At 68.9% G+C, this 23,080-nt stretch carries 21 protein-coding genes and 1 pseudogene; 8 read left to right on the forward strand and 14 right to left on the reverse strand.

The window, feature by feature from the left end; all coding sequences use genetic code 11:
* Nucleotides 1-69: 69 nt before the first annotated feature.
* Nucleotides 70-666 carry a TetR/AcrR family transcriptional regulator gene (locus tag OG609_RS28200; RefSeq protein WP_327275386.1) on the reverse strand — a complete coding sequence of 199 codons (597 nt, stop codon included), beginning with the start codon at nt 664-666 and terminating at the stop codon, nt 70-72.
* Nucleotides 667-818: 152 nt separating this feature from the next.
* Here OG609_RS28200 and OG609_RS28205 point away from each other — a divergent pair, with 152 nt between their 5' ends.
* On the forward strand, nt 819-3,290 hold the full coding sequence (locus OG609_RS28205) for a beta-glucosidase family protein (RefSeq protein WP_327275387.1): 2,472 nt from the start codon (nt 819-821) through the stop codon (nt 3,288-3,290).
* An 84-nt stretch (nt 3,291-3,374) separates the two neighbouring features.
* Here OG609_RS28205 and OG609_RS28210 read toward each other — a convergent pair whose 3' ends face one another.
* Nucleotides 3,375-4,373, reverse strand: coding sequence for an aldose epimerase family protein (locus OG609_RS28210; RefSeq protein WP_327275388.1), 999 nt, complete (start codon nt 4,371-4,373; stop codon nt 3,375-3,377).
* 11 nt (nt 4,374-4,384) lie between these two features.
* A complete protein-coding gene (locus OG609_RS28215) occupies nt 4,385-5,302 on the reverse strand; it encodes an SGNH/GDSL hydrolase family protein (protein ID WP_327275389.1) in 918 nt (305 codons plus the stop codon).
* A gap of 351 nt (nt 5,303-5,653) precedes the next feature.
* Between OG609_RS28215 and OG609_RS28220 the strand changes: the two genes are divergently transcribed.
* A complete protein-coding gene (locus OG609_RS28220; protein ID WP_114244370.1) occupies nt 5,654-6,148 on the forward strand; it encodes a DUF3145 domain-containing protein in 495 nt (164 codons plus the stop codon).
* Between the two features lie 250 nt (nt 6,149-6,398).
* Here the strand turns inward: OG609_RS28220 and fabF are convergent, their stop codons facing one another.
* From fabF to OG609_RS28245, 5 genes are all read right to left on the reverse strand, one after another.
* Entirely contained in the window at nt 6,399-7,661 is a 1,263-nt protein-coding gene (gene fabF / locus OG609_RS28225; protein ID WP_327275390.1) for a beta-ketoacyl-ACP synthase II, read from the reverse strand.
* A gap of 77 nt (nt 7,662-7,738) precedes the next feature.
* On the reverse strand, nt 7,739-7,987 hold the full coding sequence (locus OG609_RS28230; protein ID WP_030925892.1) for an acyl carrier protein: 249 nt from the start codon (nt 7,985-7,987) through the stop codon (nt 7,739-7,741).
* Between the two features lie 63 nt (nt 7,988-8,050).
* The gene (locus tag OG609_RS28235; RefSeq protein ID WP_327275391.1) at nt 8,051-9,052 is read right to left on the reverse strand and encodes a ketoacyl-ACP synthase III; all 1,002 of its coding nucleotides are present in this window, start codon (nt 9,050-9,052) and stop codon (nt 8,051-8,053) included.
* 13 nt (nt 9,053-9,065) lie between these two features.
* Entirely contained in the window at nt 9,066-9,980 is a 915-nt protein-coding gene (locus OG609_RS28240; RefSeq protein ID WP_327275392.1) for an ACP S-malonyltransferase, read from the reverse strand.
* Nucleotides 9,981-10,069: 89 nt separating this feature from the next.
* Nucleotides 10,070-11,269, reverse strand: a complete 1,200-nt coding sequence (locus OG609_RS28245) for a PucR family transcriptional regulator (protein ID WP_327275393.1) — start codon at nt 11,267-11,269, stop codon at nt 10,070-10,072.
* A 115-nt stretch (nt 11,270-11,384) separates the two neighbouring features.
* Between OG609_RS28245 and OG609_RS28250 the strand changes: the two genes are divergently transcribed.
* Together OG609_RS28250 and OG609_RS28255 are read left to right on the forward strand one after the other, a co-directional pair.
* Complete coding sequence (locus OG609_RS28250; protein WP_327275394.1) at nt 11,385-12,041, forward strand: pirin family protein; 657 nt, start codon at nt 11,385-11,387, stop codon at nt 12,039-12,041.
* A gap of 107 nt (nt 12,042-12,148) precedes the next feature.
* Entirely contained in the window at nt 12,149-12,793 is a 645-nt protein-coding gene (locus tag OG609_RS28255) for a dihydrofolate reductase family protein (RefSeq protein WP_327275395.1), read from the forward strand.
* A gap of 159 nt (nt 12,794-12,952) precedes the next feature.
* Here OG609_RS28255 and OG609_RS28260 read toward each other — a convergent pair whose 3' ends face one another.
* The 3 genes from OG609_RS28260 to OG609_RS28270 all read right to left on the reverse strand — a co-directional run bounded on the left by OG609_RS28260 (nt 12,953) and on the right by OG609_RS28270 (nt 14,753).
* Nucleotides 12,953-13,543: a GNAT family N-acetyltransferase gene (locus OG609_RS28260; protein WP_327275396.1), complete on the reverse strand. Its 591-nt coding sequence runs from the start codon at nt 13,541-13,543 to the stop codon at nt 12,953-12,955.
* A 135-nt stretch (nt 13,544-13,678) separates the two neighbouring features.
* Nucleotides 13,679-13,945: a DUF397 domain-containing protein gene (locus OG609_RS28265; protein ID WP_327275397.1), complete on the reverse strand. Its 267-nt coding sequence runs from the start codon at nt 13,943-13,945 to the stop codon at nt 13,679-13,681.
* Complete coding sequence (locus tag OG609_RS28270) at nt 13,905-14,753, reverse strand: helix-turn-helix domain-containing protein (RefSeq protein ID WP_327275398.1); 849 nt, start codon at nt 14,751-14,753, stop codon at nt 13,905-13,907. The genes OG609_RS28265 and OG609_RS28270 overlap by 41 nt, the downstream gene beginning before the upstream one ends.
* 87 nt (nt 14,754-14,840) lie before the next feature.
* Between OG609_RS28270 and OG609_RS46290 the strand changes: the two are divergent.
* The 3 genes and pseudogenes from OG609_RS46290 to OG609_RS28285 all read left to right on the forward strand — a co-directional run.
* A pseudogene (locus OG609_RS46290) lies at nt 14,841-15,071 on the forward strand (ATP-binding protein); the annotation flags it as partial.
* Nucleotides 15,072-15,375: 304 nt separating this feature from the next.
* Nucleotides 15,376-19,950, forward strand: coding sequence for a DNRLRE domain-containing protein (locus OG609_RS28280; protein WP_327275399.1), 4,575 nt, complete (start codon nt 15,376-15,378; stop codon nt 19,948-19,950).
* Nucleotides 19,947-20,369, forward strand: coding sequence for a hypothetical protein (locus OG609_RS28285; protein ID WP_327275400.1), 423 nt, complete (start codon nt 19,947-19,949; stop codon nt 20,367-20,369). Before OG609_RS28280 ends, OG609_RS28285 begins: the two co-directional genes overlap by 4 nt.
* A gap of 257 nt (nt 20,370-20,626) precedes the next feature.
* On the opposite strand, the gene OG609_RS28290 is transcribed toward OG609_RS28285, so the two are convergent.
* Together OG609_RS28290 and OG609_RS28295 are read right to left on the reverse strand one after the other, a co-directional pair.
* Nucleotides 20,627-20,818 (reverse strand): DUF397 domain-containing protein, encoded by a 192-nt coding sequence (locus OG609_RS28290; RefSeq protein ID WP_327275401.1) that lies wholly within the window; start codon nt 20,816-20,818, stop codon nt 20,627-20,629.
* Nucleotides 20,805-21,632 carry a helix-turn-helix domain-containing protein gene (locus OG609_RS28295; protein WP_327275402.1) on the reverse strand — a complete coding sequence of 276 codons (828 nt, stop codon included), beginning with the start codon at nt 21,630-21,632 and terminating at the stop codon, nt 20,805-20,807. The genes OG609_RS28290 and OG609_RS28295 overlap by 14 nt, the downstream gene beginning before the upstream one ends.
* An 87-nt stretch (nt 21,633-21,719) precedes the next feature.
* On the opposite strand from OG609_RS28295, the gene OG609_RS28300 reads away from it, so the two are divergent.
* Nucleotides 21,720-22,157 carry an ATP-binding protein gene (locus OG609_RS28300; RefSeq protein ID WP_327275403.1) on the forward strand — a complete coding sequence of 146 codons (438 nt, stop codon included), beginning with the start codon at nt 21,720-21,722 and terminating at the stop codon, nt 22,155-22,157.
* A 6-nt stretch (nt 22,158-22,163) separates the two neighbouring features.
* Here OG609_RS28300 and OG609_RS28305 read toward each other — a convergent pair whose 3' ends face one another.
* Nucleotides 22,164-22,985: a serine hydrolase domain-containing protein gene (locus OG609_RS28305; protein WP_327275404.1), complete on the reverse strand. Its 822-nt coding sequence runs from the start codon at nt 22,983-22,985 to the stop codon at nt 22,164-22,166.
* Nucleotides 22,986-23,080 lie beyond the last annotated feature (95 nt).

Consider the following 23,080-nt stretch of genomic DNA (forward strand, 5'->3'; position numbering starts at 1 on the left):
AGATCGTTCGGAAATCACCCGCAGGTGGGGATTGTCGATCTTGTCGTACAGGCGTCGCTGCAGGTCATGTCATGATCGAGGGTTCTCGGGAGCATCCGATTCCGTCGACCGCAAGAGCGTCAGGAAATCCTGGAAGGCCGTCGGCATGTCCACCGAATCCGGGTCCAGCAGCCACTGGTACTGAAGCCCGTCCATCATCGCCACCAGCAGCGGCGCCGCGCGCTCCGGACTCAGGCCGCCCGGCAGCCGCTCGCCGTACTCGGCGCGCAGCATCGCCGCCATGCTCGCCCGGACCTGGGTGTAGCGGCGGGTGAAGAACTCCCGCGCGGGATGACCCTCCGTCACGCTCTCGCCGAGCAGCGCCGAGAACGTCTGGACGATGCCGGGCCGCATCGCGTTGTACTCGACGAGCGAGGCCAGCAGATCCATCCGCCATGTGCCGTCGCTCCGGGTGCCGCCGCCCGTGTCCCATTGGTCGCGCTCCTCCAGCACGGCGACGAGCAGCGCTTCCTTGGTCGGGAAGTAGTGCAGGAGCCCCTGCTGGCTGAGGCCGACCCGCTCGGCGACTGCGCTCAGCGAGGCGCCGCGATAGCCGCGCTCGGCGATCACTTCGAGAGTGGCGCGGAGAATCTCCGCCCGCCGCTCCGCGCTTCTGGCCCGCACCATTTCCCGGCCCCTTCCGGTGTTTCATCGGTTCCGCCCCGAGGACCGTACGCCATCCCTGTAGATTACAGACTGGTAACAAAGTCTACTGCTCTACCGGTATCGGAGTCACTATGGAGACATTCAGTGCAGGAATCCGACGAGGAGGTACGGCCGTGGCAGGCGCGTCCACATCCACCAATCCCGATGCGGCCCGCGAGGCCGCGGTCGATGCGGCGCTGGCCGCACTGGGGCTCGACGACAAGACGCGGCTCCTGGCCGGCCAGGACATGTGGTCGCTGCCCGAACTCCCCGCCGTCGGGCTGCGCTCCCTGGTGATGTCCGACGGGCCGATCGGCGTCCGCGGGGTCTCCTGGACCGCCGACGACCCGTCCGTCGCACTGCCCTCGCCCACCGCGCTCGCCGCGACCTGGGACCCGGCCCTGGCCCGCCGGGCCGGCCGGCTGCTGGCCCAGGAGGCCCGCCGCAAGGGGGTGCACGTCCTCCTCGCCCCGACCGTGAACCTCCACCGGTCCCCGCTCGGCGGGCGCCACTTCGAGACGTACAGCGAGGACCCGTACCTCACCGGCGAGATCGGCACCGGCTATGTGCGGGGCGTTCAGGACGGCGGCGTCGGTACGACCGTCAAGCACTTCGTCGCCAACGACGCCGAGACCGACCGCTTCACCGTGGACAACATCGTCGCCCCGCGAGCCCTGCGCGAGATCTATCTCGCCCCGTTCGAAAGGATCGTCAAGAACGCCCACCCGTGGGGCATTATGGCCGCGTACAACCAGGTCAACGGCTCCACCATGACCGAGCACCGCTATCTGCAGAACGCGGTGCTGCGCGGCGAATGGGGCTTCGACGGCTACATCGTCTCCGACTGGCTGGCCGCCCGCTCCACCGTCGCCGCCGTCAACGGCGGCCTCGACGTCGCCATGCCGGGCCCCAGGACCGTGTACGGAAAGGCGCTTGCCGACGCCGTACGGGCCGGTGAGGTCGAGGAGTCCGTCGTCGACGGGGCCGTACGCAATGTGCTGCGGCTGGCCGCCCGCGTCGGCATCCTGGACGGCGCCCCGCCCGTCGTCGACGAGGCCGGACGCCCCGAGACCGTCGACGGCGACGCCCTGGCCCGCGAGATCGCCCGACGCTCCTTCGTCCTCGTACGCAATGAACGCGCCGCGCTCCCCATCGACCCGGCCGCCGTCCGCAAGGTCGCGCTCAGCGGGGCGCTCGCCCTGGACGCCCGGGTCCTCGGCGGCGGTTCCGCCCAGGTCTTCCCGCACCACATCGTCTCGCCGCTGGACGGCCTCACCGCCGCCCTCCCCGAGGACGTCCTCGACTACCGCGTCGGCGCCGACCCGAACAACGAACTCACCCCTGCGGAGAAGGGCTTCGAGCTCAGGGCCGTCTGTTACGACGCCTCCGGCGCCGTCATCGGCTCGGCCCCGCTGCACAACGGCACCGTCCAGTGGATCGGCAACGACTTCCCCGAGGGTGTGACCCGCGAGACGCTGCACAGCGTCGAGATCACCGGCACCTTCGTCCCGCGCGACGGCGGCGAACACATCTTCGGCACCCGCGGCACCGGAGCGCTCAGCCTCACCGTCGCCGGAGAGACCCTGTACGACGAGGTCCACCGGGTCACCGGCTCCGCCGACCCCGGCGAGGCGTTCTTCGGCAATCCACTGGAGCGCGGCCGGATCGCCCTCACCGCGGGCGAACCCGTCGAGGTCTCCCTGCGGCAGATTCCAGACACCCTGGGCGACGACGCACCGATCCCCGGGGTCTCATTCTCCTTCTGCCACCTCGGCCCGCGCCGCGACCCGCAGGAGCTGATTGCCGAGGCCGTCGAGTCGGCCCGCGCCGCGGACACCGCGATCGTCGTCGTCGGCACCACCGAACGCGTCGAGTCCGAAGGCTTCGACCGCACCGACCTGAAGCTCCCCGGCGACCAGAACGACCTCGTCAGGGCTGTCGTCGCCGCCAACCCGAACACCGTCGTGATCGTCAACTCCGGATCACCGGTGGAGCTTCCGTGGCGCGACGAGGTCGCTGCGGTCCTGCTCAGCTGGTTCCCCGGCCAGGAGGCCGGTCACGCCCTTGCCGATGTTCTGCTCGGCGCCGAGGAACCGGGCGGCCGCCTCCCCACCACCTGGCCGGTCACGCTCGCCGACGTCCCGGTCTCGTCCACCACCCCCACCGGCGGTGAACTCCACTACGAGGAGGGCGTCTTCGTCGGCTACCGGGCCTGGGAGAGGGCCGGCACCGCGCCCGCCTACCCCTTCGGCCACGGACTCGGCTACACCACCTGGGAGTACGAGAGCCTGGTGGCCGGCCCCGACACCGCCACCGTCCGCCTCCGCAACACCGGTACCCGGCCCGGAGCCGAGACCGTCCAGCTCTACCTGGCGCCCCAGGAGGACACCGCCGAACGCCCGGTCCGCTGGCTGGCCGGCTTCGCACGGGTCGAGGCGGCCCCCGGCGAGAGTGCCGAGGCAGTGATTCCGCTGGAGCGGCGCGCGTACGAGATCTGGGACGAGACGGCGTACGACTGGGCCCTCGTCCCCGGCACGTACGAGGTGCAGGCGGCCCGCTCGCTGGGTGACGTACGCCTGACGACGGCCGTGGACATCAAGGAATAGCGGCCCCCGGTACGGGAGAGCCCCGGCGCGGTACCTGACCCGCTCCGGGGCTCTTCTCATGCCGATTCATGCCTCCGGCGCACCTCAGCGCACCGCGAATCCGTACACCGTCGTCGAGACGTACTCCTCGCCCGGCCGCAGCACCGTGCTCGGGAACTCGGGCCGGTTCGGGGAGTCCGGGAAGTGCTGGGTCTCCAGCGCGATCCCGGCACAGGGCCCGAACGGCCGCCCGTCGAAGTGGTCCGCCGTGTACAGCTGCATCCCGGGCTCCGTCGTGGTGACGGTCAGGACGCGCCCCGACACCGCGTCGTACAGCTCGGCCGCCGGGCCCGAGCGGACACCGTCCAGCACGAAGTTGTGGTCGTAGCCCGCGCCGACCGGCTTCGGCTCACGGAAGTCGAACCGGGTCCCGTCCACCGGCAGGAACTCGCCCGTCGGGAGCGACTCGGCGTCCGCCGGAGTGATCTGCCCGGCCGCGATCCGCAGCACCTGCCCGAGCGCGCTGCCACTGTCGCCGCCCGCGAGATTCCAGTACGTGTGATTCGTCAGGTTCAGCACCGTCGGGGCGTCCGTCGTCGCCCGGTACGCGATCCGCAGCGCCCCGCCCTCGTCCAGGGTGTACGTCGCCGACACCGCGAGGCGTCCCGGGAAGCCCTCCTCGCCGCCCTCGGAGACCAGGGAGAGCCGGACACCGTCCGCCACCTCCCGCGCCTGCCACACGCGCTTGTCGAAGCCCCGGGCCCCGCCGTGCACATGGTTGCGCCCCTCATTGCGCGTCACCCGGTGTGTCTGCCCGTCCAGTTCGAAACAGGCACCACCGATCCGGTTCGCGTACCGCCCGACCAGCGCGCCGAAATACGGACCCGAATACGTCTCGTACCCGGCGAGATCCGGCAGCGCGAGCGCCACATCCGCCCGCACCCCGTCCCGGCCGGGCACCTCGACCGACTGCACGATGCCGCCGTACGTCAGGACACGCACCCGCGTACCGTCCCGCTCAAGCGTCCAGCGGTGCACCACGGCGCCGTCCGCGAGGGTGCCGAACTCTTCCGTACGCAGCGCCGTGCTCGAACCCGTGTCCATGATCACAAACCCTACGCCGGGGGCCGGGCCGAGGTGACATTGCGGTACGCGATCTCCGCCAGCCGCGCCTGCCCGTTCCGCCCCGGATGGAACCAGTCCCACTGGCTGAGCTGCTTGCCGGTGAACCGGTAGTCGAAAACCGCCCCGCCGTCGTAACGGCAGCGCCGATCCTTCGCACAGACTTTCCGCAGCACGTCGTTGTACGCCACGACCCGCTCCTGCACCGAGGTGCGCCGGGCCACGGCGCGCGCGCCCATGTCGTCCGCGTCACCCAGCATCGACTGGCAGATCCCCAGCTTCCAGATCTGCTTGCCCAGCGCATTTCCGCGCCCCGTCGACCAGAGCCGCTTGAGATCCGGCACGCTCGACACATACACCTGCGCCTTCGGCGCCCCGGCGCGCAACTGACGCATCGAAGCCTCGAACGACGCCCGGAAATCCGCCACCGGGGTCATGATCCGTGCCGAATCCCGGCAGGCGTCATTGGCGCCGATCATCACCGTCACCAGATCCGGCTTCTCCTTCGCGGCCAGCGCCATCTGCTCCGGCAACTGCGCGATCCTGGCCCCCGTCTCGGCATGGTTCCAGCTGCGCTCGGCGGCCCCCGACTCACCGAGCAGCCGTACGGCGAGGCTGCGCACCCCGCTGTCCGTGCCGGTCGCCCAGGACACCTCCGGACAGTCCGCCAGCACGGAACAGGCGTCGAAACCGCGGGTGATGGAGTCACCGACGGCGGCCACCGACCCCGGTCTGCGGTCCCAGAGCGGGCCCGGCTTGGCGGGCGGCCGCCGCTTTTCGGCCGTCGCCCCCTTCGTCGTCCCGTCCCGGTCGGCGTCGCAGCCGGTCAGAGCGGCCGTGCCGAGCAACGAGACGGCCGTCAGGACGGCGGCCACGGTACGCGAACGGTGGCGGGCGGAACGATCCTGCATCCCTTGGCTCCCCTCGGTTATGCCCCCGGCAACCCCTCGTGGCACCGGTCGGAAGGCCCGGGCGCCCTGCAGGGTGAAAGCTGAGCGAATGATGGGCCCAGGACCGACGGTACGTCACACCTCGGACGCCGCCGCGCGGTAGCTTTTCCTCGTCGAACCAGCGGCGCTTCCCCTCACCCGGCTCTATTCGGGTGGCTTTCTGTAAATCACATCACGTCACATACTGTCCCTTTTCAGGAGATTCACCCCGATGCTGTTTACTGATGACAACCTCGGGAACCGGCCGAGAAGAGACGGCACGGGCGCGAGGCCGCTGGGGAAGGCGAACTTCGTCCCACACTGGAGGTCCCGGTGACGACACGTGGAGTTCTGTACGTTCACTCCGCACCGCGCGCGCTCTGCCCCCATGTCGAATGGGCGGTGGCGGGTGTCCTCGGTGTGCGGGTCCAGCTGGACTGGATCAGACAGCCGGCCGCGCCCGGTACCTGGCGGTCCGAGTTCTCCTGGCAGGCCAGGCCCGGCACGGCGTCGAAGCTGGCCTCCGCGCTGCGCGGCTGGGATCTGCTGCGCTTCGAGGTGACGGCTGAGCCGAGTCCCACGTCGGAGGGCGAGCGCTACAGCTCCACGCCCGAACTGGGCATCTTCCACGCCGTCACCGGCATGCACGGCGACATTCTGGTGCCCGAGGACCGGTTGCGGGCGGCGCTGGCGCGGTCGGTGCGGGGCGAGACCGACCTGGAGGCCGAGATCGCCAAGCTGCTCGGCAAGCCGTGGGACGACGAGTTGGAGTCCTTCCGCCACGCGGGAGAGGGCGCGCCGGTGCGGTGGCTGCACCAGGTGGTGTGAGCCCGTGACCGGGGGCGCTGCCCCCGGACCTCCGCGCCTCAAACGCCGGCGAGGCTGAAATCCACCCTGCATCCGGCAAATCCAAGCTGAACCCGGCAAAATCAAGCCCCTCCGGCGCTTGAGGAGCGGGGTCCGGGGGCAGCGCCCCCGAAACACCCCGCGCCTCAAGCGCCGGATTTCACGGCCGAAGCCCGCCTCCCCACTCGGGGGAGGCGGGCTTCGGCGTGGATACCAGGCCGCGGACCGCAGGTCAGACGCTGCGGAACGCCAGGACCACGTTGTGACCGCCGAAGCCGAACGAGTTGTTGATGGCGGCGATCGACCCCTCCGGCAGCGGCCGGGGCTCGTCGCGCACGATGTCCGCCTCCACCGCCTCGTCGAGGTGCTCCACGTTGATCGTCGGCGGAGCCATCCGGTGGTGCAGCGCCAGGACCGTCGCGACGGTCTCGATGCCGCCCGCGCCACCGAGGAGGTGACCGGTCATCGACTTCGTCGCGGAGATCGCGACGTGGTCGAGGTCGTCGCCCAGAACCTTGCGCAGAGCCTTCAGCTCCGCGACATCGCCCTGCGGTGTCGACGTGGCGTGCGCGTTGAGGTGCACGACCTCGGACGGCTTGAGGTCCGTCTGGTCCAGCAGGTTCTGCATCGCGGCGGCGATGCCACGACCGGTCGGCTCGGGCTGCGCGATGTGGTGGGCGTCAGCGGACAGACCCTGGCCCAGCACCTCGCAGTAGACCTTGGCGCCACGCGCGGCGGCGTGCTCCGCGGACTCCAGGACGACGATCCCGGAACCCTCGCCGAGGACGAAGCCGTCACGGCCCGTGTCGTACGGACGGGAGGCCTTCTCGGGCTCCTCGTTGTGCTTGGACATCGCCATCATGTTGGCGAACGCGGCGATCGGCAGCGGGTGGATCGCCGCCTCGGTGCCACCGGCGAGGACCACATCGGCACGGCCGGTGCGGATCATCTCGACGGCGTACCCGATCGCCTCCGCGCCCGAGGCGCAGGCGGAGACCGGAGTGTGCACACCGGCCTGGGCGTTGACCTCCAGGCCGACGTTGGCGGCCGGGCCGTTGGGCATGAGCATGGGCACGGTGTGCGGGGAGACGCGGCGTACGCCCTTCTCCTTGAGCACGTCGTACTGGTCGAGCAGGGTGATCACGCCGCCGATACCGGAGGCGATGACCGAGCCCAGCCGCTCGGGCTGGACCTTGTCGTCCTCACCGGCCTTGCCGGTGAAGCCGGCGTCCGCCCACGCCTCGCGGGCCGCGATCAGCGCGAACTGCGCCGAGCGGTCCAGTTTGCGGGCGAGCGGGCGGGGCAGGACGTCGCCCGGGTCGACGGCCGCGATCGCGGCGATCCGGACGGGCAATTCGGCGAAACGTTCGCCCTCGAGAGGCTTGACGCCGGAACGACCGGCCATCAGACCTTCCCAGGTCGACGCCGAGTCGCCACCCAGCGGAGTGGTTGCGCCGATACCGGTGACGACCACGGTGCGATTGGTCGAGTTCACTGGAAAATCTTCTCCACGTGTAGAGGGTCGTGAATCAGCGGCGCCACCGCCGGGTGGCGACACAGGAGCCGGCCTGATCAGGCCTGGTGCTTGAGGATGTAGTCGGCAGCGTCGCCGACCGTCTTGAGGTTCTTGACGTCCTCGTCGGGGATCTTGACGTCGAAGCGCTCCTCGGCGGCGACGACGACCTCGACCATGGACAGCGAGTCGACGTCCAGGTCGTCGGTGAAGGACTTGTCCAGCTGGACGTCCTCGACCGGGATACCGGCGATCTCGTTGACGATCTCGGCGAGACCGTTGACGATCTCTTCCTGGGTGGCGGCCATGTTGGCGCTCCTTCGATGTGTTTCAGCAGGGTTCGGACGTCCGGACCGGAAGGTCCGGTGTGCCTAGGGGAGAGTAACGACCGTCGCGGCGTAGACGAGACCCGCCCCGAAGCCGATGACGAGCGCGGTGTCGCCGCTCTTCGCCTGACCGGTCGCCAGAAGCCGCTCCATAGCGAGCGGAATCGAGGCGGCCGAGGTGTTGCCGGTGGTCTCCACGTCACGGGCGACCGTGACGTTCTCCGGCAGCTTCAGGGTCTTCACCATCGAGTCGATGATCCGCATGTTGGCCTGGTGCGGAATGAAGACGTCCAGGTCTTTCGGGGCGATCCCGGCCGCGTCCAGCGCCTGCTGGGCGACCTTCGCCATCTCGAAGACGGCCCAGCGGAAGACCGCCTGGCCCTCCTGCGTGATGGCCGGGAACTTCTCCGGGCGCTCGGCGTGGAACTCGTCCCACGCCACGGTCTGCTTGATCGTCTCGGACTTGTCGCCCTCGGAGCCCCAGACGGTCGGGCCTATGGCCGGCACCTTGGAGGGGCCGACGACGACCGCGCCGGCGCCGTCGCCGAAGAGGAAGGCCGTCGCGCGGTCCTCCTTGTCCGTGAGGTCGCTGAGCCGCTCCACGCCGATGACGAGAACGTACTCCGCCGAACCCTCGACGATCATGCCCTTGGCGAGGGTCAGTCCGTAGCCGAAGCCCGCGCAGCCGGCCGAGATGTCGAAGGCGGCGGGCTTGCCCGCGCCGACCTTGTGGGCGATCTCGGTCGCGATGGCCGGGGTCTGCTTGAAGTGCGAGACGGTGGAGACGATCACGGCGCCGATCTGCTCGGGCGTGATCCCGGCATCGGCGATGGCCTTCCCGGACGCCTCCACGGACATCGCGGCCACGGTCTCCTCCTCGGAGGCCCAGTGGCGGGTGGCGATGCCGGAGCGCGAGCGGATCCACTCGTCGGACGAGTCGATCGTCTCGAGGATCACCTCGTTGGGCACGACACGGGTCGGACGGTAGCCGCCGACACCCATGATGCGTGCGTACGGGGCGCCCTGACTGGGCTTGATCTTCGACATGCTCTCGGGCTCCTTAGGCGCCCGCGTGCTCGGAGATGAGCGCGCGGGCCGCGTCGAGGTCGTCGGGGGTCTTGAGCGCGAGGGTCTGCACACCGGGCATCGCGCGCTTGGCGAGACCCGTGAGGGTGCCGCCGGGGCACGCCTCGATGAGAGCCGTGACGCCCATCTCCTTGAAGGTCTCCATGCACAGGTCCCAGCGGACCGGGTTGGCCACCTGGCCGACCAGCCGCGAGACGACCTCGTCGCCGATGGCAACGGGCTTCCCGTCGGCGTTCGAGACATATGTCACGGTCGGGTCGGCGATCTTCAGCTTCAGGGCGGCCTCGCGCAGCCGGTCGACGGCGGGCGCCATGTGGCGCGTGTGGAAGGCGCCGGCGACCTTGAGGGGCACCACGCGGCGTACGCCCTCGGGCTTGTCCTCGCTCAGCGCGGCGATCTGCGCGGCGGTGCCGGCGGCGACGATCTGGCCGCCACCGTTGACGTTCGCCGGGGTCAGCCCGAGCTTCTCCAGGTGCGGGACCGTCACGTCGGGATCGCCGCCGAGCAGCGCCGCCATGCCGGTCTCGGTGGCCGCCGCGGCGTCGGCCATGGCGAGCCCACGGGTACGTACGAGACGGAGTGCGGCCTCGTCGCCGATGACTCCGGCGAGGGCGGCTGCGGTGATCTCGCCCACGCTGTGACCTGCGACGACGTCGGGCGACGCGTTGAGCGCGGCGGCGGACAGCAGACCGGCGGCGACCAGCAGCGGCTGTGCCACCGCGGTGTCACGGATCGCCTCGGCGTCGGCCTCGGTGCCGTAGTGGGCGAGGTCGAGCTCGATGGCGTCGGACCAGGCCGCGATGCGGTCGGCGGCACCGGGGAGTTCGAGCCAGGGAGTCAGGAAGCCGGGCGTCTGGGCGCCTTGGCCGGGAGCGACGAGTACGAGCACCCTCACACTCTCTCTTGTGAACGGTCCGGAACACCCGTGGGGACAGGGACGAAGAACCGTATGGGGAATTGTTGATGTCCGACAAAAGTCTAGGACTGCGGATCTCTGGCGGCCAAGCGCCCCAGGATCAGGGCGATTCGCAGAGTGAACGCAGAGCGGACATCGGAAGGCGACCATCCGGTGACGTCAGTCACACGTCGGAGCCGGTAGCGCACGGTATTGGGGTGGACGAAGAGCATCCTGGCCGCGCCCTCCAGGCTGCTCGCCTGCTCCAGATACACACTCAGTGTCTCCAGGAGTGCAGAACCCGCTTCTTCCAGCGGTCTGTAGATCTCCTCCACCAATTGGTCCCGTGCGGCGGGGTCGCCCGCCATCGCGCGCTCCGGCAGCAGATCGTCGGCCAGCACCGGCCGCGGGGCGTCCTGCCAGGCGCTGCACGCCTTGAGCCCGGCAGCCGCCGCCTGCGCGGACCGGGTGGCCGCCAGCAGGTCGGGCACCACGGGCCCGGCGACGACCGGACCTGCGGCGTACGGGCCGATCAGCGCCTTCGCGACCTGCAGCGGGTTGTCGCTGCCACCCGCGATGACGACCAGTCGGTTGCCGAGCACCCCGGTCAGGACCTGGAGCTTCGCGTGCCGGGCGGCTCGCCGGATCGCCTCCACCGTCAGTTCGCTGTCGCCGTCCGGGGCCGTACCGAGCAGCACGCACACGTGCTCGGGGGAGTTCCAGCCGAGCGCCGCGGCGCGTGACACGGCGCCCTCGTCGGCCTCGCCGGACAGCACCGCGTTCACCACGAGCGATTCCAGCCGGGCGTCCCAGGCGCCGCGGGCCTCGGCGGCCTGCGCGTACACCTGGGCGGTCGCGAAGGCGATCTCCCGCGCGTAGACGAGCAGCGCCTCACGCAGCACCGACTCGTCGCCGGGCGCGGCGACCTCCTCGATCGCGGCCTCCATGACCTCGATCGTCGTACGCACCATCTCGACGGTCTGCCGCAGGGTGATCGCCCGGGTCAGCTCGCGCGGAGCCGTACCGAACACATCGGTGGAGATGGCCTGCGGGGTCTCCGGATGCCGGAACCACTCGGTGAACGCCGCGATCCCGGCCTGGGCCACCAGTCCGATCCAGGACCGGTTCTCCGGTGGCATCGCCCGGTACCACGGCAGTGACTCGTCCATGCGGGCGATCGCATTGGCGGCCAGCCGGCCGGAGGACTGCTCCAGCCGTTTCAGGGTCGCGGCATGCAGGTGGGCGGCGTTCGCAGCGGGCTGCTCAGGATCGGGTCGGGGCACGGACACAAGACTGCCTTATCCGGCCACGTGCTCGGTGGGCCGGGGCGGTGGCGGGTCGTACTGCCGGGTAGTGACAAGGGGGTCGTGGGGCGCCGCGCCGGGCTACCGTGGGCGGGTGATTTCCGTACACCGCGCCGAAGACCGCTTCCTGGGCGGGGACCGGGCCGCCGGCATCCTGTCCCGGCACGCCTTCTCCTTCGGCAGCTTCTACGACCCGGACAATCTGCGCTTCGGCGCGATCCTGGCGTGCAACTCGGAACGGCTGGCGCCCGGTGCGGGCTTCGACGAACACCCCCACAGCCACACGGAGATCGTCACCTGGGTCGTCGAGGGCGAGCTGACCCACCGCGATACGACCGGTCACGCCACGGTCGTACGGGCCGGGGACCTCCAGCACCTCAGAGCGGCGGCCGGGGTGCGTCACGTCGAGCGCAACGACGGGGACGGCCCGCTGACGTTCATCCAGATGTGGCTGGCACCGCTCGAACCGGGCGGTGAACCCTCGTACACGATCGTTCCCGGCATCGCCGACTCCACTCCGTACGCCCTCCCGGCGGCCGGTGCGATGCTGCACGTACGCAGACTGGCTCCCGAGGAGCGCACGGCGGTGCCGGACGCGGCGCGGGTGTACGTCCATGTGGTGGCCGGGGGCGTGCGGCTCGGCGACGAGGAACTGGAGGCGGGCGACTCGGTGCGGATCACCGGGGAGGAGGGGCTGGAGCTGGTGGCGGACGACGCGGCCGAGGTGCTGATCTGGGAACTGTCGGCCTGAGCCGGCAGGACCACGGGCAGTCCGAATTCAGATCGGTCGCGGCGCGGCGATGAGTTTGGCCGGCCCGAAGAGTCTGATCACTGTTACCGACGACGCAGGAGGAATGTGTGACCCAGCTACTGAGAGTCCAGAACTTCAACGTTTCCAGTGACGGAATCGGGGCCGGTGAGGACCAGAGCTTCGAGAGCCCGTTCGGCCTTGCCGATCCGGAGAGACTGTTCTCCTGGGCCGGTGCCACGGCGAGCTGGCCCATGCGCACCGACCCCGGGGGGAGCCGGGGCCTCGACGACTACTTCACGCGGGACTACGCACGCAACATCGGCGCCGAGATCATGGGCCGCAACAAATTCGGGCCCCAGCGCGGGCCCTGGAACGACCACGAGTGGCGCGGCTGGTGGGGCGACGAGCCCCCGTTCCGCACCCCGGTGTTCGTCATGACCCACCACACACGTCCTTCGTACACACTGTCCGACACCACGTTCCACTTCGTCGACGGCGACCCGGCCACGGTCCTCCAACAGGCGCGGGAGGCGGCCGGGGGCAAGGACGTCCGGCTCGGCGGCGGAGCCACCACCATCCGGCAGTTCCTCGACGCGGGCCTCGTCGACACCCTGCATGTGGCGGTCTCGCCGGTGAAGCTCGGATCCGGAGTACGGCTCTGGGAGTCACCCGATGAGTTGCTCGACCGGTACCACCTGGAGGTGGTGCCCAGCCCGAGCGGCGTGACGCACCACCTGTTCTGGCGGAAGTGACGAGAGCCCGCTCAGGGATGCCGGAGCGACCCACGAGGGCGTTCCCGTGAATGGCGGTGAATGACTGCGTGGTTGCGGGCGGGACACCGGGACGGGTCGCCGCACTCGTCCGCAACCACCGCACAGCCGTGGGCGGCGGGCCCGCGCGTCGGCGAAGCACTACCGGTCCATGTCCCGGCGCCACATCGACCACATCGGCGGCCCGGCCCGGAACGTCATCTCCTCCCGCACGGTGAAGCCTTGCCGCTGGTAGAAGGTCAGGTTGCGGCGGTTGCTCGACTCCAGGAACACCGGCCGCCCGTCCGCGTCCGCCTGCTCCAGCAGCCCGCCCAGCACCTGCGATCCGCGCCCCGTGCCGCGCGCGTCCGCGTGGGTGCCGATGTATTCGACGTACCAGTGCGCGGGCTCGGCCGGGTGGCGGTGCTCCAGCGCGAGCAACCGCATTGCGGTCCGGGGCAGTTGGGCCCGGCCCGCCCGCAGGAGCGTGCCCGCGTTGCGCAGCAGATAGCTCACCGGCAGCTTCCACTTCCCGGGCTCCGCCCACACCGCCGCCACCGTGCGGTCCGGATCGGTCCACACCCGGCCCGCCGGGACCTGCTGCGCCAGATGCGCGGTGAACAGCAGCCGCAGCCGCCGGTCCCGGTCGTGCGGCATCAGCCAGGACCAGACGGGGTCCTCGGCGTAGGCACTGGCGAGTACGGAGGCGAGCGCCGGGACGTCGGAGGCGGCGGCGCGGACTATGTCGGCCATGGCCGAGGAGGGTAGCGGTTCCCGGGGCGGAGGGCACGGCTTCGGGGGCGCCTGTCCCGCGGACAGGAAGGGGGCTCGGGACGACCATGGTTGGTCGTCCCGAGCCCCCTCCGTCGCACAGGGCTTCCGGTGACGTCAGCGAAGCCCGTCCACGAAGCTCTGCCAGGCGTCGGCCCCGACGGTCAGGACGGGGCCGTCCGGGTTCTTGCTGTCGCGGACGGGGACGGCGCAGGGGAGGCCGTCGGCCACCTCGACGCAGTCGCCGCCGGTGTTTCCGCTGTAGCTGGACTTGCGCCAGGTCGCGCCGCCGGTGACGGTGCACTCGACGCATTCGCCGCCGGTGTTTCCGCTGTAACTCGACTTACGCCACCGCGCGCTCTTCAGGTCGCGACTGGTTTCCATAACGCTCCTCCATCACGCGGGCGATCAATGCCGCCGACGCCTCCACGGAGAGGGCGGCAGCCTGCAATTGAGCGTAACGGCGTGCGGCGTCCCGGATGGTCTCGGGGTTGGCGGTCATGTGGCCGAAGATGAGGTCCTCCGTGTAGACGATGTCCGGATCGTCGTCGAAGCGCATCGTGGTGAACGACCCAGCCAGGCTCGCGTGTTCACCGGCCTCGAAGGGCAGCACCTGGATCCGCATCCAGCGGTGGTCGGAGTAGTCCAACAGGCGGGCGAGTTGCTTCCGCATGACCTCGTGGCCACCGATCGGCCGGTGCAGCACCGCCTCGTCGAGAATGGCCCAGGCGAGCGGCGGCCGTTCCCGCTCCAGGATGCGCTGGCGTTCCATCCGGGCCGCCAGCAGCCCGTCGAGATCGTCCGGCATACCGGTGGCGAGCACCGCCCGCGCGTACTCCTCCGTCTGCAACAGCCCGTACACCAACTGTGCCTGGTACGTGGAGATGTATGCCGCGCGGGCCTCCATGTCCGCGTACGGCTGGAACCAGGTCGGCAGCTGGCTGCGCAGGACCAGGCCGACGAGGCGCGAGAACACGCCGCTCGTGCCGAGTGCCGCGTCCACCCGTTCGGAGAAGTCGCGGGTGGGGATCTTCTTTGTCGTCTCGATCTGTCCGATCAGGGAGCCGGTGCAGAAGATGATGTCGCCGAGCTGCCCCTGTTTGAGGTTGTGGGCCTCTCTCTGGCGGCGCAGCTCCCAGCCGTAGTAGTCCAACGGGGAAGCGCTGGGATCGAGAGTCTGGATGTTGGCCACGGCGGGGGGCACCTCCGGCGTTCAACGCCGCACGACGTTCGTTTCCGTACGTAGCCGAGCGTAATCAACCCACTGCACGCTGGTGACATGAATCACGTAATTGATCCGAGCGCTGGAGATGCGGTGGAGGCGACCTACCATGCCGACTTCGCGATGGGCGAGCACTCGGCCCGGCATCTGCGCCGCATCCTGCGCCTTTGCCTCACCGTCTGGGGGCTCCTCGATGTGGCCGACGCGGCGGAGTTGGCGCTCACCGAGCGGATCGCCAATGTCGTACGGCACGTCCCCGGGCCGCCGCTGATAGATGGCAGGCGGTGCGGACATGATCTGCGCGGAAGCGAACCACTCGCCGGCGTGATGTGGTGCGGGCGAGCAGTCCGGTGCCCCCGATGTGACCTCTGGTCGGATTGGTTGATGTGCGATGCCGTTGGCGATTTCCGGAGACTGCCCGTGCGAAGTAGGGCCTCAAATGTCTTGCCTTCCAGCACAGTTGGAGTGCTGGTTCCTTGATCCAATAGAGATCGCGCCGGATAATCGGCCCACTGATTTGATCAAATCGGGCACGGTCGAGAAGGGAAGCGCGATGTTGTCGCAAGCATCGAGAAGCAGGCGAAGACCATGGGTGACAAGCGGGAAGAGAACGGCAGCGGCCGTGCTGGTGCTCGCCTTGACGGGGGGTTTCGCCGCGGTTGCCGACCAGGGCGCGAAGGCCGACTCCGGAGATGAGCCACCGCTGACTCAGCTCGCCCCGGACCTCGGGCCCGCCGAGGCCGGCAGTGAATCCGAGGCGCGGCTCCTCGCCCAGGCGCAGGGGCGTCGTATCGAGATAGTGTCGAAGCGCACCGAGACCGCCGCAGTCTGGGCCAACCCTGACGGATCACTCACGGCCGAGGCGTACGTCGCACCGGTTCGCGTGAAGGAAAGCGGAACTTGGCGTGATATCGACACCACTCTTTTCGACAGTGGCTCCAGTCTGACGCCTCGGACGACCAGCACCGACATCGACGTCTCGGACGGCGACGACACTCGGCTTGCCGTGGTCACCCACGGGGAACGCTCCTTCGGGCTTGGCTGGGAGGAATCGCTGCCCGTGCCCGCGGTGAAAGGCGACACCGCTTCGTACCAGGTGGGGCAGGGCGAGACCCTGACGGTTACCGCGTTGTCCGACGGCTTTACCCAGAACGTGGTGCTCAAGCAGGTCCCGACTGAGCCGGTCATCTACCGGATACCGGTTCTGACGGACGGACTGCGTCTCTCACAGGCGGATTCTGGACACCTGCTTCTCAAGGACTCTGACGGCCGACTCGTTGCCGAGGCACCCGCACCGATGATGTGGGACTCCAGCCGCCACAGCGCCTCGGGCGAGCCGGAGCGGCAGGTTCCTGTCGACACCGAGATCGAAGAGCGCGCGGACGGCAAGCAGACTCTGGTTCTCACCCCGGACCCAGGGTTTCTCGCCACTGCCGAATACCCGGTGACCGTTGACCCCACCTCCACGCTCGCAGTGACCACGGACACCTGGGTCGCCACCAACTACCCCGACTCCCAGATCTCCTCGCCCGAGCTGAAGTCGGGCACGTACAACGGCGGAGGCATTCAGGCACGCTCGTACCTGAAGTTCGATGTGTCGGCCCTGAAGGGCAAGCACATCATCGATACCAACCTGTCCCTCTACTCGACGTGGTCATCAACCTGTTCCACCAAGGGCTCGGGCACACAGATCCGCCGGATCACCTCCGCCTGGACTTCTTCGGCTGTCACATGGGGCGACCAACCGGAGACGACCACCACCGGCGCGGTGACCAGTGCCGCCGCGAAGGGGTATTCCAGTGACTGCCCGCCGGGCACCGTCGACTTCGATATCGATGCTGTCGTCCAGGCGTGGGCCGACGGTGCGGAGAACCAAGGTGTGCAGGTGCGCGGCGTGGACGAGAACGATTCGCTCACCTGGCGACGCTACCGCTCTGCCAACTATGTCTCCGGCAAGGACGAGGCCACCGAGCCGCACCTGAGCGTCACCTACGATTCCTACCCGAGCACCCCTGCGGCGGTTCTGCCGTTCAACGGTACGGTGACCAGCGATGCCACGCCCACCCTGCGGGCCCGTTCGAATGATGACGATCTCGACGAGCTGCGGCACACCTTCGAGGTCTGGGAAGCGGACCTGAGCGCCCGCAGGACCACTGGCAACACGGCGTACCTCGCACCGGCGGCCATCGCCAGCTGGACTTCTCCCACTCTGCCCTCAGGGGTCTACAAATGGCGCTCGCGCGCGTACGACTCGAGCAACTGGTCCAAGTCATGGTCCGCCTGGCGCACACTCACCGTCGACTCAAGTGCTCCAGCGGCTCCGACGATCAGCAGCGGCAGCCATGCCTCGCAGACATCCTGGTATGCGGTGAACGACTTCACCGGCAGCCTCAGCGCCAGTGATACGAGCGCCATCACGGGCTATGCCGTCAAGATCGACCAGAATCCGGTGACTGCCGCGGGAACCGAGGTGACTCAAACCTCCACCACCGTCACGGCGGCCGACCGTGTGGACGGCACCTGGTATGTGCACGCTGCCGCCCGCAACGCGGCCGGTCTCTGGTCCGCCACCCGACACTTCGCGTTCCACGTGGACACCACCGCGCCCCGAAGCCCCACCATCGCCTCGTCCACCCACCCGTTGAACACAGCGGTGTACGCGAGTCGAGCCGCGGCCTTCTCCTGGACCGCACCCGCCGACGGCTCCGGCGCTGCCGGGTACTCGGTGAGCGTCGACCGCAGTTCGACCACGATTCCCACCACGACCGGCGCCGTGCAGTCGGACACCTCATACAGCACGGTTGTCGCCTCCGACGGCACCTGGTATCTCCACGTGCGGACCAAGGACCGGGCCGGAAACTGGTCGACAACCGCTGCCCACTTTCCTTTCCAGGTCGACGCGGGGATCGCGCTGCGCCCCGCGATCACCTCGTCCAGCCACCCGGACCAGTCGGGCGCCTACCGGAACATCTCCTTCACCGGTGTCTGGGAGACAGCCGGGAACGCCGCCGGGTACAGCTACTTGGTCGACTCCTCTTCCGACACCGTACCCGACACGGTAAGTGACGGGACCGAGGCTTCGTATACCGCCACCAAGGGTGAGGGCACCTGGTACTTGCACGTTCGCGCGGTCGACTCGGAGGGGGGCTGGGGGCCGGTGGCGCACTACCGGTTCACCATCGACACCACCGCACCCGCCGCGCCCACGGTGACGTCAGCGGACTTCCCCGGCGACGGCTGGGCCGGTGATGCGGGCGACAGCGGCACCTTCCAGCTGACCTCCGAGGACGCTGGGCTGCGTTCGCTGCGTTATCGGCTCGACGACGGGCCCGAGTCCCCCCTTGCCGCCACTGGGGCCACCACGACCTTGCGACTGACCATTGCGGATGAGGGCAGCCACCGCCTTACCGCAGTCGCGGTCGACAAGGCCGGCAACGCGTCCGCTGCCGCCACATACACCTTCCACGTCGGTACGGCGGGCATCGTCTCCCCGCTGCCCGGCGAGGAGGTCGGATACAAGGTGCCGCTGGCGATCGCGGGTCCCGGCGACCTGACCGGTGCCACTCTCCAATACCGCCGCTCCGATACGGAGACCTGGACGGATGTTCCGGCCGCCGACATGACAACAGTCTCCGGCGGGACCGTCAGCTGGCCGGCCACCATCACCGGCGGTGAGCTGTCCGGCTTGGTCTGGGACAGCAGCCGACTCGCCACCGACGGCGAGATCCAGTTGCGGGCACGCTTCGACGGACCGGACGCTCCTGCCCCTTCGGAACCGGTGACCGTCATTCTCAACCGGGTCGACGTGCTCACCCAGCCGACCGCGGCCGACAGTCTCGAACCCGACACGGCCGAGTCGTACGCCCTGGACGTCGCGGAACAGCGTGCCGAGGCGGACCCGGATACCTTCGCACCGCCGTACCTTGATCAGGAGACCCGCAAGATCATGTTGCCGGTCACCGATACCAGTGCGAAGAGCGAGGCCACGAAGGACATCGTGCTCACCGGCATCCCCGTGGACCAGGGCAATGACGACGGCAGTGTCGCAGGTGACCCGGACACCGACGACACCGCTCCGACTGACGAAGATGGCATCGCCGACCCAGTGGCGACCCAGGACAGGACAATTGTCCCGGTGTCCAAGGAAGTCGACCACAGCCAGTCCGAACTTCAGTCCATCGCCGACGAAGTGCTGCTCCTGACGGACAGTGAGCTGTCCGGCGCGTCGACACTGGCCACAGCCGGCGTCGACGCCGAGACGAACAGAGTCGTCGTGGAAGTCCCGGAAAACGACGTCACGCTCGCGGACGCACTGGGCAGGCGCTACGGCCCGGACAGCATCGCGATTCAGCTCGCTCCCGGGGTGAGGGCGCTGCAGACCGCTGCGAGCCGTTACAGCGATGTCAGCCCGTTCAAGGGCGGGGCGGCCTATCAAGCGGTACGTCCCTCGGCGGACGGCACCTTCTGGACCGCGCGATGCACGACCGCCTTCCCGTGGACCCATGAGGGCCACCCGTACATGCTCAGCGCGGGGCACTGCACCACCGCGAACGGGTGGATGGACAGCTGGAACCCCGAACTGACCTTCGCCGGTGTCGCCCACGACAACTGGAACAACAGCAAGGGCTCGGTCAAGATTGCCGGGAAGTCCTATTACTCGGGGGACCTGGTGACCGGCAAGGTGTACGACAACAAGTACAGCGTGTCCGCCCGCATCTACAAGGGTGGACCGCAGGGCACCTCGACGCGACGGGTAGTGAACCGCTGGACGACTCGCTCGAAAGCGGGCGAGAAGTTCTGCAGCGGCGGTTCCACTACCGGCGAAATCTGCGGCTGGAAGGTCACCAGTGGCAAGCTGAACATCAAGTACGGCGACGGCACGGTCATCAAGAACGCCACCAGAGCCAAGAAGAACTCTGGAACCTGCAACTATCCCGGCGACTCCGGGGGGCCGATCTACACCGTCCTCAGCAGCGGGCACGTCTACGCCAAGGGCGTGGTTTCCGGAGGGCTCTGCGCCGGCTGGGGCATTGGTTCCGACGGAAACGGCGATGGCTGGAACGACGACAAGGACTGCTCGGACCTCACCGACTACGACTGCGAGATCATCTTCACCGACATCAGGCTGGCCGAGGACGCGCTGCCCGGGTTGGTGAAGAAGTGGTGAGGCGGCCGCTCCTCGCGGTCGGCGCGATCGGCATGGCTCTGTGGACGCTGACTGCTTGCGGGAAAGACCCTGAAGCGTGCGAGATGATCGACGCCATTCCCTCTGTCTCTGTGACCTGGCAGGTGGATGAGTTGCCCTACGATGACGGCTCCTCGTACCGGTTGTGTGTGGGGGCACGCTGCGAGACCGGAGCGCCCCGGGTCTACGGCGACACGGTGCGCGTGTCGCTGCGCCTGCCGGACGGGTTCGACGAGCGGCGGCAGGAGGTGCGACTCCGGCTGTCCGGACCGCAGGACGCACCGGAATTGGACGAATCCCGCACCGTCACCCTGAGAGAGGCGAGGGCAGGATGTGACAAGGCGTTGATCGGAACGCTGCGCCTCACCGCCGATGGAGCGCTGGAAGAGCGAGGCCGATGATTTCCCAGTGCCCCGTACTGGGAACGGCATCACCGTCTGGTGGGACATGCCGCGACACCTGCTGTCGAGCGCGCTGAGCACTGCCCGGTCTTGATGGCCGGACGGTCGATCAGGGCTCTTGCCGCGAAGTCCTCGCCCCGTGCACGGGGCGAGGACTTCGCAGTCGCAGGGATTGGCGTTTCCACTTCTGGGCGAGGTCATGGTGCTTCCGGGACCGGTGCTTGCGGACCGACCCCGCGAGGGCTCCGCGAGGCGGTTCAGCAGAGTCCGTCGACGAAGTGCTGCCAGGCGTCGGCCCCGACGGTCAGGACGGGGCCGTCCGGGTTCTTGCTGTCGCGGACGGGGACGGCGCGGGGGAGGCCGTCGACCACCTCGACGCATTCGCCGCCGTTGGTGCCGCTGTACGACGACTTCCGCCACCGTGCTCCGGTCAGGTCATGCGTGGTCATGGTCTCCATAGCGTTCCTCCATCACACGAGCGATCAGTGTCGCCGAGTCCTCGGGGGAGAGGGCTGTGGCTTGCAAGCGAGCGTAGCCGACCGAACGTTCCTTGATCACCTGGGAATTGGCGGTCATGTGGCCCTCGTAGCTATCCACATAGAACAGGTCGGGGTCGTCCTCGAACCTGAGCAGAGTGAACGACCCCATCATTCCCGTGTGCTGGCCGACGGAGAACGGAAGCACCTGGATCTGCACCCAGGGGTCGTCGCGGAAGTCCAACAGACGTGTCAGTTGCGCCCGCATGACGCCACGTCCGCCAACCTCTTGAAGCAATGCGGCTTCGCTCAGGATGATCGACAAGACGGGCGGATTCTCGCGCTTCAGAATCCGCTGGCGGTCCAGGCGGGCCGCCACCATCTCGTCAACCTTGTTGGGGTGATCGACACCGAGTAGTGCCCGCGCGTACTCCTCCGTCTGCAACAGCCCGTACACCAACTGTGCCTGGTACGTGGAGATGTATGCCGCGCGGGCCTCCATGTCCGCGTACGGCTGGAACCAGGTCGGCAGCTGGCTGCGCAGGACCAGGCCGACGAGGCGCGAGAACACGCCGCTCGTGCCGAGTGCCGCGTCCACCCGTTCGGAGAAGTCGCGGGTGGGGATCTTCTTCGTCGTCTCGATCTGTCCGATCAGGGAGCCGGTGCAGAAGATGATGTCGCCGAGCTGCCCCTGTTTGAGGTTGTGGGCCTCTCTCTGGCGGCGCAGCTCCCAGCCGTAGTAGTCCAACGGGGAAGCGCTGGGATCGAGAGTCTGGATGTTGGCCACGGTGGGGGGCACCTCCGGCGTTCAACGCCGCACGACGTTCGTTTCCGTACGTAGCCGAGCGTAATCAACCCACTGCACGCTGGTGACATGAATCACGTAATTGATCCGAGCGCTGGAGATGCGGTGGAGGCGACCTACCATGCCGACTTCGCGATGGGCGAGCACTCGGCCCGGCATCTGCGCCGCATCCTGCGCCTTTGCCTCACCGTCTGGGGGCTCCTCGACGTGGTCGATGCGGCCGAGTTGGCGCTCACCGAGCTGATCGCCAATGTCGTACGGCACGTCCCCGGCCGCCGTTGCCGGACGCTCATCTTCCTGCTCCCGGCCGAGGGTGTGCGCGTCGAGGTGGCGGATGCCTCCCCGGAACTTCCCCGCGCGGTCACGGGTGATGTGCTCGACGAGGGCGGGAGAGGGCTGGTCCTCGTCGACACCGTCACCGACCGCTGGGGCGTGGAGCCGCGCCGCGACGGCCGTGGCAAGACGGTGTGGTTCGAGTGTCTGGCCACGAAAGCGGCCGACGGGTGACTTCTTTCAGTGGCCGGAGCGGAGCTCTGCGAGCACCGCGTCCGTGAACGCCGGCCACACCTCCACCGCCCACGGGCCGAAGGCCCGGTCGGTCAGTGCGACGCAGGCCGCGCCCGCGACCGGGTCGATCCACAGGAACGTTCCGGACTGCCCGAAGTGCCCGAACGTCGCCGGGGACGAGGAACTGCCCGTCCAGTGCGGCGACTTGTGGCCCCGGATCTCGAAGCCGAGCCCCCAGTCGTTGGGGTTCTGGTGGCCGTAGCCCGGCAGCACACCCTTCAGGCCGGGGTGGACGACGGTCTGCGCGGCGAGCACCGTACGCGGGTCGAGCAGCCGCGGCGCCTGTATCTCCGCCGCGAACCGCACGAGATCGTCGACGGTCGAGACACCGTCCTTGGCGGGCGAGCCGTCCACCGTCGTCGCCGTCATCCCCAGCGGCTCCAGCACCGCCTGGCGCACGTACTCCGGGAACGGGATGTCGGTGGCCTTGGCGATGTGGTCGCCGAGGACCTCGAAGCCCGCGTTGGAGTAGAGCCGCCGGGTGCCGGGGGCGGCTGTCACTCGGTGCTCGTCGAAGGCGAGCCCGCTGGTGTGCGCGAGCAGGTGCCGGACGGTGGAGCCCTCGGGTCCGGCCGGCTCGTCGAGCTCGACCGCACCCTCCTCGTATGCCACGAGCGCCGCGTAGGCCGCGATCGGCTTGGTGACGGAGGCGAGCGGGAAACGGTGCGCGGTCGGGCCGTGCGTGCCGACGACGGTGCCGTCCGCTCGTACGACAGCGGCTGCCGCGGTGGGGACGGGCCAGTTCTCGATCATCGCCAGGCTCTGCATACATATGAGCCTAAAGGGCCGTCCTGCACGGCTCGGAGGGGGTGGCCCGGCCGTCGCCGAAACCCGTCACCGTTCGCGCTTGCTTAGAGTGCACT

The sequence above is a fragment of the Streptomyces sp. NBC_01224 genome (assembly GCF_036002945.1).
Classification (GTDB): Bacteria; Actinomycetota; Actinomycetes; order Streptomycetales; family Streptomycetaceae; genus Streptomyces.